Origin of the sequence: Pseudoalteromonas fenneropenaei, from assembly GCF_042643375.1 — a bacterium.
Taxonomy (GTDB): domain Bacteria; phylum Pseudomonadota; class Gammaproteobacteria; order Enterobacterales; family Alteromonadaceae; genus Pseudoalteromonas; species Pseudoalteromonas fenneropenaei.
Map to the genome: position 1 here is coordinate 33,584 of NZ_JBHRSD010000003.1, position 6,996 is coordinate 40,579.

6 protein-coding genes are annotated in these 6,996 nt (G+C 45.8%); 2 read left to right on the forward strand and 4 right to left on the reverse strand.

Annotated features, from left to right (window positions below; genetic code table 11):
• Positions 1 to 7: 7 nt before the first annotated feature.
• Positions 8 to 832, forward strand: a complete 825-nt coding sequence (locus ACFOEE_RS02895) for a class I SAM-dependent methyltransferase (protein ID WP_377120742.1) — start codon at positions 8 to 10, stop codon at positions 830 to 832.
• Between the two features lie 16 nt (positions 833 to 848).
• On the forward strand, positions 849 to 2,135 hold the full coding sequence (purD, locus tag ACFOEE_RS02900) for a phosphoribosylamine--glycine ligase (RefSeq protein WP_377120744.1): 1,287 nt from the start codon (positions 849 to 851) through the stop codon (positions 2,133 to 2,135).
• 99 nt (positions 2,136 to 2,234) lie between these two features.
• On the opposite strand, the gene ACFOEE_RS02905 is transcribed toward purD, so the two are convergent.
• The 4 genes from ACFOEE_RS02905 to ACFOEE_RS02920 all read right to left on the reverse strand — a co-directional run bounded on the left by ACFOEE_RS02905 (position 2,235) and on the right by ACFOEE_RS02920 (position 6,515).
• On the reverse strand, positions 2,235 to 3,203 hold the full coding sequence (locus ACFOEE_RS02905) for a PstS family phosphate ABC transporter substrate-binding protein (RefSeq protein WP_377120746.1): 969 nt from the start codon (positions 3,201 to 3,203) through the stop codon (positions 2,235 to 2,237).
• A 95-nt stretch (positions 3,204 to 3,298) separates the two neighbouring features.
• On the reverse strand, positions 3,299 to 4,609 hold the full coding sequence (gene phoR / locus ACFOEE_RS02910) for a phosphate regulon sensor histidine kinase PhoR (protein WP_377120748.1): 1,311 nt from the start codon (positions 4,607 to 4,609) through the stop codon (positions 3,299 to 3,301).
• 123 nt (positions 4,610 to 4,732) lie between these two features.
• Positions 4,733 to 5,422 carry a phosphate regulon transcriptional regulator PhoB gene (gene phoB / locus ACFOEE_RS02915; RefSeq protein ID WP_377120750.1) on the reverse strand — a complete coding sequence of 230 codons (690 nt, stop codon included), beginning with the start codon at positions 5,420 to 5,422 and terminating at the stop codon, positions 4,733 to 4,735.
• A gap of 139 nt (positions 5,423 to 5,561) precedes the next feature.
• Positions 5,562 to 6,515 (reverse strand): porin, encoded by a 954-nt coding sequence (locus ACFOEE_RS02920; RefSeq protein ID WP_377120752.1) that lies wholly within the window; start codon positions 6,513 to 6,515, stop codon positions 5,562 to 5,564.
• Positions 6,516 to 6,996 lie beyond the last annotated feature (481 nt).

Sequence of the window (6,996 nt, forward strand, 5' to 3'; positions counted from 1 at the left end):
AGAAGCCATGAAATTCGCAGTTAAAGCTTTAGTTGCAGTATGTTTGAGTAGCACTATGCTGAGCGCCCCTGTTTTTGCAGGTGCAGCAGACGGCAGTCTGGTTGCCGCAATTCAAGACGCCGACAGAAGTGCAGAAAATCGTGCCCGTGACGCATTTCGTAATCCACAACAAACCTTGGCCTTCTTTGGCTTTAAAGAAGATCAAACTGTGGTAGAAATCGCGCCGGGTGGTGGTTGGTATAGTGAAATACTTGCGCCAGCGTTAAAAGCGCACGGTACTTACTATGCCGCACATTTTCCAGCCGATGCCACCAGCAACTATCAAAAACGTTCTTTGGCCGGTTTTAAAGACAAAATTGCCAAAGATGCCCGTTTTGAAAAGACTAAACTCAGTGAATTTGCGCCACTGGGCGACAGCGCCATTGCCCCTGCGGGCAGTGCTGATCTTGTGCTAACTTTCCGTAATGTTCACAACTGGTATATGCAAAAAGGCGATGAAGCCGTATTAAATGCCTTTAAGCAATTTAATACCGCGCTTAAGCCAGGTGGCATACTTGGCGTTGTTGAACACCGTTTGCCAGAAGCACGCAGTGACGAAGAGCAACAACGCAGTGGTTACATGAAACAAAGTTATGTGATTGCCATCGCGAAACAAGCAGGCTTTGAATTGGTTGCGAGCAGTGAATTGAACGCCAATCCAAAAGACACGGCAGATCATCCTAAAGGCGTGTGGACTTTACCTCCTTCGCTCGCCTTAGGCGAAGAAGATGCTGCAAAATATCGTGCGATTGGAGAGAGCGACCGTATGACACTCAAATTCAAAAAGCTCTAAATAGGATAAAAACGCCATGAATGTATTAGTCATTGGCAGCGGCGGACGCGAGCATGCGCTTGCGTTCAAAGCCGCACAAAACCCGTCAGTAAAAACCGTATTCGTCGCCCCAGGTAATGCAGGTACTGCGCTTGAGCCAAAATTGCAAAACGTCGCCATTGCGGTTGACGATTTAGATGGTTTACTGGCCTTTGCTGAACAGAACCATATTGAGCTAACCATAGTTGGCCCAGAAGCTCCTTTGGTCATCGGTGTAGTGAATAAGTTCCGCGCCGCTGGACGTGCGATTTTTGGCCCTACTCAAGCCGCAGCGCAGCTAGAAGGCTCAAAATCGTTTACTAAAGACTTTTTAGCGCGTCACCAAATTCCTACTGCTGAATACCAAACTTTTACTGAGATTGATGCCGCCCTTGCTTATGTACAGCAAAAAGGCGCACCGATTGTGGTAAAAGCCGACGGCCTTGCAGCCGGCAAAGGGGTTATCGTGGCGATGACCTTAACCGAAGCAGAAGACGCTATCCGTGACATGTTAGCAGGTAACGCCTTTGGCTCTGCTGGTAGCCGTGTGGTAGTGGAAGAGTTTCTGGAAGGCGAAGAAGCGTCGTTTATCGTGATGGTTGACGGTAAAAACGTACTGCCATTTGCGACTAGCCAAGACCATAAACGTGCCTACGACAATGACATGGGCCCAAATACTGGTGGTATGGGTGCTTATTCTCCAGCGCCTGTGGTTACGCCTGAAATCCACACTCGGATCATGAATGAAGTGATTTATCCAACCGTGGAAGGCATGGCAAGCGAAGGCAATCCATATACTGGTTTCCTTTACGCAGGTCTGATGATTGCGGCTGATGGCACACCAAAAGTGATTGAGTACAACTGTCGTTTTGGTGACCCGGAAACTCAGCCAATCATGTTGCGGTTACAATCTGATTTGGTGACCTTAATTGAAGCGGCCAACCGTGGTGAGCTGGATAAAACGGAAATCAAGTTTGACCCACGTGCCGCCGTTGGCGTTGTGCTGGCAGCGAAAGGTTACCCAGGTGATTATCCTAAAGGTGACGCTATCTCTGGCTTGCAAGTAAGCTACCCAGAAGGTGAGAAAGTATTCCACGCTGGTACTAAGCAAGACGGCGAGCACGTTGTCACGGCGGGTGGTCGTGTACTTTGCGCTACGGCACTCGGTCATACCGTTACAGAAGCACAGAAACGTGCTTATGCACTGGTAAAAGACATTCACTGGGATGGGGTGGAATATCGTACTGATATCGCTTACCGTGCTATAGCCCGCGAACAAGCTTAATCAATAAGCGCTATTATTTAGCGCTTTGATATTCTGCTGTTAAGCATAAAAAAAACCGCTCAATCGAGCGGTTTTTTGTTTCTAAGCGGATTACTTTGCTTATAGCAGGCCTAGCTTTTGTAGCTCAGCACTGGCCATTTTGCCTGAAAGTGGCACATAACCATCCTTCTCAACAATCTTTTGACCTTCTTGTGATAATACCATTTTCAAGAATTCAGCTTCGATTGGCGATAGTGGTTTGTTCGGGTGCTTGTTCACGTAGATATAGAGGAAACGTGACATTGGGTATTTACCGGTTGCAACGTTTTCGAGTGTTGCATCCACAAACGCATCACCTTTTTTCGCCAGTGGTACTGTTTTCACACCTGAAGTCTTATAACCGATACCAGAGTAGCCAATTGCGTTCACTGACGAAGAAATAGATTGTACAACTGATGCAGAACCTGGTTGCTCATTCACGTTGTTACGGAAATCGCCTTTACATAGCGCTTTCTCTTTGAAATAACCGTAAGTACCAGATACTGAGTTACGACCGTACAACTGCATATCGCGAGCTGCCCATTCACCTTGTAGACCAACATCGCCCCAACGATTGATTTCGCTGTCTGCACCACATTTACGGGTTGAAGAGAAAATCGCGTCTAGTTGGTCAATCGTCAAACCTTCGATTGGGTTGTCTTTGTGTACGAACACCGCTAACGCATCGATTGCAACACGCACTTCAGTTGGCTTGTAACCGTAGCGCTTTTCAAATGCTTCGATTTCTTTTGACTTCATCTTACGGCTCATTGGGCCAAAGTTTGCTGTCGCTTCGGTTAGAGCTGGTGGCGCAGTAGAAGAACCCGCCGCTTGGATCTGAATATTCACGTTTGGATAAATACGCTTATATTCTTCCGCCCAAAACGTCATCATGTTGGCTAGAGTATCTGAACCAACTGAAGAGAAGTTACCAGAAATACCTGACGTCTTTTGATACTCAGGTAAAGTGTTGTCCAAAGCTGTAACTTGTGCTGACACCAGCGTAGTAACAGCAACGCCCATTGCCGCGACGAGATTTTTAAATTTCATTGGGTGACTCCAAGTGTGTCCCATTAACTTAACGCGAACCATTGTGCGTCGTTTAAATGACAAATACATGACTACAGTATGACAATTTTATGACCTTAGTTTTTTTCCAGCACAATCGCTTTATTGCTGGGTAAACTGAAGGAAAAACAAGAACCTTTACCAACCTGACTGACAATATTAAGCTGCGAATCATGACGCGATAAAACGTGTTTAGTAATAGCAAGGCCAAGGCCCGAACCACCGGTTTTACGGCTTCTGGCTTTATCAACACGATAAAAGCGCTCGGTTAAACGATGTAAGTGCTCAGGTGCAATACCATCGCCATTATCGGTGACTGCAAAGTAAGGTTTACCCTCTTTCAGTTGCCAATCAACCTGAATCGAACCATGCGGTTTTGTGTAGTGAATGGCATTAAACACTAAATTAGAAAAGGCACTGCGCAGTTCATCCGCAGCCCCTTTCACATCCAACTGCGCATCAACACGAAACTCGATTTGATGCTGTTTGTCTTGATTCAGGGAGTTGGCCTCGGTGGCAATGATCCGCAGCATATTAGGTACATCCACAGCTTTGTCTTTGTCTTGCTTGCGCGCACCTTCAATGCGAGATAAGGATAAGAGCTGATTCACTAGACTGTCCATACGCTTACACTGTTCAATCATAGTGAGATGCGCCTTATGCCACATTGCAGGCGGCGGCATATTATCGGCGTCCATCATTTCTAGATAACCCGTAACCACCGTCAGCGGCGTGCGCAATTCATGGGAGACATTAGCAACGAAGTCTTTACGCATTTGTTCAAGTTGCTTAAGACGCGTGATATCTCGTACTACCACCATTAACTGGGTTTGCGCATAGGGCATCACACGGAATTCCAGCACTTGCTCACCGACAAGGCCGATATCTAGCTCAAGTGCCTCAGCAAAATTATGCGCTTGCATGTATTTGACAAATTTGGGGTCGCGGATCAAATTATCCAAACGTTGGCCATGATCGGTTGGCCATTGCAAGCCAAGCACTTTCAGCGCCAGCTGATTACACCACACTATGCTTAAATCTTGCTGTAATACGACGACGGCATCAGGAACGGCTTCTGCACCTTCACGAAACCGGCGGATCAGATCTGCAAGTTCATTGCGCTTTTTACGGTTACGATGCTGGAGATGATAGATCCCTTCAAAGATCTGCTCCCACGCGCCTTCCCCTTCCGGCGGATTAAAACTGCGTTGGTTCAGTAACCAATCACTGAGACGATAGAGTTGATGGTAGTGCCACAGTAACAGCGCAAACGCACCGATAAATAACAATACAAATGGCGCACCAATTAAGATGCCAATTAAGGCGAGAGGTAAAAAATACAAAAACAGGCGTCTATACAACGCCTGTTTGGTCACTACTCGATACATACAGGATGATATCCCTTACTCACATATATACCCAAGCTTGTTGCTCGGTAATCGCAACAATGTCTACGCACATCAGGGTATGGTGTGTGTTTTCAAGCTAAAGTGATGGCAACTTGCCAAAACCTAGAGTTTGCTTGAAAAACGATACCCCGCACCGCGTACGGTCTGTACTAAACGATCATGGCCAAGTGGCGCAATCGCTTTGCGTAAACGACGGATATGCACATCCACCGTACGGTCTTCAACATAGACGTTAGTACCCCAAACATGATCCAATAATTGTTCACGACTGTAGACCCGCTCTGGGTGAGTCATGAAAAAATGCAGTAAGCGGAATTCTGTTGGGCCCATTTCTAACTCGTTGCCAGCCGAAGTTACACGATGTGAAACGGGGTCTAACCGTAAGCCGTGAACTTCGATTGCTTCTTCTAACGAAGTTGGTGAAACGCGACGAATAACGGCTTTAATGCGAGCCATTAATTCTTTTGGTGAGAAAGGTTTAGTGACATAGTCATCAGCACCTACTTCCAAACCACGCACTTTGTCTTCTTCCTCACCGCGGGCTGTCAGCATAATGATAGGAATTTGGCGTGTATATTCACTTTGCTTGAACTTTTTCGCCAATTGGATGCCACTGCCGCCTGGCAACATCCAGTCTAACAACAGCATATCAGGGTAAGGTTCAACCATAGCCGCGACTGCAGAATCATAGTCCTCTGCTTCGATGGCTTGAAATCCGTTTTGCTCTAAGACGAACACCAACATTTCTCTGATTGGCGCTTCATCATCCACCACAAGTACTCTACGTGACATTACGACTAATCTCTTTCGTTACCGAACTTGTTGTCATTATTATGACTTAGTGTGACAGTTTTATGAAAGTGTAGAGACTTAGTGGACAAACAGCAACTTTATTGCGACCTTTTAATACCGAAGCAAATAATTTTTCACTTTAGAAATCATAACGTAAGGTCAACGCCATATGATCTTGGTCGGCATTATTATCTAATTCAAATTGTGAGTACCAGAGGTACATACGTAACTGTTTTGATAACGACTTTTCAACCCCAATAGAAGTACCAGTGCCTGAGTCTTTTAATTTTCCAGCGTCACTTTCGCTGTCTTGATACTGCGCAAGCAGTGTATAGCTGTCGATTTTATACGCAGCACTGACGGCGTAGCTGTCTTGCTTATCATCACTGGACAGCTTTTCGCTTTGTTGATACATACCACCTAAGGTGAGATTGCCGATTTTACCTTGCACTGTGACGCGACTCGTATCGCGACCCGCTACTTTTTCATCGCGCGCCACACTGACATATATCGGCAACTCTTTAAACTTGCTATCACCATAGCTGGCCGCCATCGACAACCCACTTTCACCTCCTTGCTTGCTATTGTCTTTGGCAATATAACTGACCTCAAAACGCAAGTGTGCAAGCGATGGCGTGGTGTAGCGTATGGTATCACCAAGGCGGTTTTCACCCGCCATAAGACTGCTGATATCAGCAGAAAAATCATTCATAAGATCAAAACTGTTTTGTGAGCGCTTTAATGAGGTGTCATCTCGACCTAGTAACACTTCGCCAAACTTACCACGCAGCCCAACAAACTGATTTCGAGCGGTGATATTTTCCGCGTCTTTACCATCATTGGCATTTTCCGACATTTTGACTTCAAACTCGATGTTATAAAATCCTTCTAACCCTTCACTGATGGCACTGCTGCCCTTGACGCCAAGCCGCGAGGCGTAGCTTTCTGCGGAAGTTTCGCTCCCCGTACCATCATCACTATGTTGCACACCTATGTGTGCCCGACCATAAAGTTTTACAGTTTGATCATCAGCAAGTACGAAGGAACTAGTAACTAGAGCAGGTAAGGCTAAGCACAGTAAAATCGGTTTCATGGCGCAGTCTCATAGAGTTAGAGTAATTAAGTACAATACCGTTACTACATCAAGTTAGGGGCTTAGTATGATTGTGTAACCCTGTGCTTAAAATTTAGCTGTTAACTAGACAAGATCAAGTCAGCGCCTAAGGATCATTTTTATACTAACATGTGCTCGCTGGGATCAGTTTTATACCAAGAGGATCTTACTGGGATCGTTGTTTTACTAAGCGAACTTGCGGAGATCGGGCTGTGCCCAGCTGATTTTGTATGATTTTCCAGCGATTAATTGTAAGTCATTGAATTATTATCGTTAGACCATGATCTTTAGCGGCTGATCAGCACTTTTGTTAGTAAGAAACTGATCCCAAGCACGGCGCTTGATAAAAATTTGATCCAAAAAAAAGCCCCTAACGGGGCTTTTCAGACTGTTGAAAAAGGGCTAGACACAGATCTAGCCCTTTGATCTAATAAGCACAGTGAGTATCGAGAGTTCACCA